The 1290-nt window shown below is 67.1% G+C and carries 1 protein-coding gene; it reads right to left on the reverse strand.

Annotated elements, in window-relative coordinates:
- Positions 1-19: 19 nt before the first annotated feature.
- A complete protein-coding gene (locus tag ACIBQ1_RS61860) occupies positions 20-1147 on the reverse strand; it encodes an IS5 family transposase (RefSeq protein ID WP_397292895.1) in 1128 nt (375 codons plus the stop codon).
- Positions 1148-1290 lie beyond the last annotated feature (143 nt).

A 1290-nucleotide genomic window follows, 5' to 3' on the forward strand; every position in this document is an offset into this window, starting at 1 on the left:
AGAGCCTGCTGACGAAGGCTTAAGCGCTCAATGAGGTGCAGGCGTAGAGCGCTGGTCCGATCTTGTTGATGTGGCCCTGGTGGGACCACTGGGAGAGCTGGACGCGGAAGCTGTTGATGTTCTCGATCCCGAGGATCGCCGCCAATTCGACTCCCTTCCAGGCCCGACAGGGCTGGGCGGCCAGCAGTTCCAAGACCTTGCCGCGGCGGTCGGGGCTGATCAGCTCCGGGAGCGGCGGCGGGTCGCCCCAACGGCCATGAGGTGGCTGACCTGCCAGTTCGCGGGCCAGGCGGCGGGTCATCTGGTGGACGGCGGCCCACCAGATGAGGGCTTCGTGATGTTCAGGCTTGCGTTCGTAGATCCGCACCAGCCGCCGGTAGCGCATCAACCAGGCGAACGATCGTTCCACGACCCACCGGCGGGGCAGGACGACGAAGCCGCGCAGGTTGTCGGAGCGCTTGACGAGGGTGACGGTCAGGCGCAGCACGTCGCGGGCCCAGGTGACCAGGCGCCCGGCGTATCCGCCGTCGGCCCACACCAGCGTGATGGTGGAGAACTTTTCCCGGAGCCGGGCCAGCAAGGGGTGCGCACCATCACGATCCTGGACGGAGGCGGCGGTGACGATCACGGCCAGGAGCAGCCCGAGGGTGTCGACCGCGATATGGCGCTTCTGCCCCTTGATCTTCTTGCCGGAGTCATAGCCGCAGGTCACGGCGCTGACGGTCTCGGCGGCCTTGACCGATTGGGAGTCGATGCATCCCGCCGTGGGCAGCTCGCCGCGTCTGGCCATGACCCGAAGACGGCCGCGTAACCGCCCGGCCAGCCGTTCGGGAAGACCGCGCGCCGACCAGCGCAGGAAGAACGCGTACACCGCATCATGCGGCGGGAAGTCGACCGGCAGGGCCCGCCACTCGATGCCATACCTGGTCACATAGCCGATCGCGTCCAGGACCGCACGCAGGTCATGCACCATCGGCCGTCCCATGGCCTTGACCAGCTCAGCCATCACCGCCCGCGCCTCGCCCTCCAGCACCGCCCACTCGGCATCGGACAGATCCGACGGATACGCCGGTCTTCGGCCGTGACATCGGCACCCCGGTGAAGCGCAACCACTGGAGTTTTCGGGCGCGGGCGTGTAGACAGGCAACCACGGGCTCCTGGCTGCTGAGATGCTTCGACAACACCTCAGTTATCAGGAGCCCGCTCCTGTCCGCAGGTGTGACACACCGGGAGAACCGCCGAGATCGCCCCAACTCGGCCGTACCGACCAAACCCTTTGTCAGCAGGCTC

This window comes from Nonomuraea sp. NPDC050153 (assembly GCF_044460125.1).
Lineage (GTDB): Bacteria > Actinomycetota > Actinomycetes > Streptosporangiales > Streptosporangiaceae > Nonomuraea.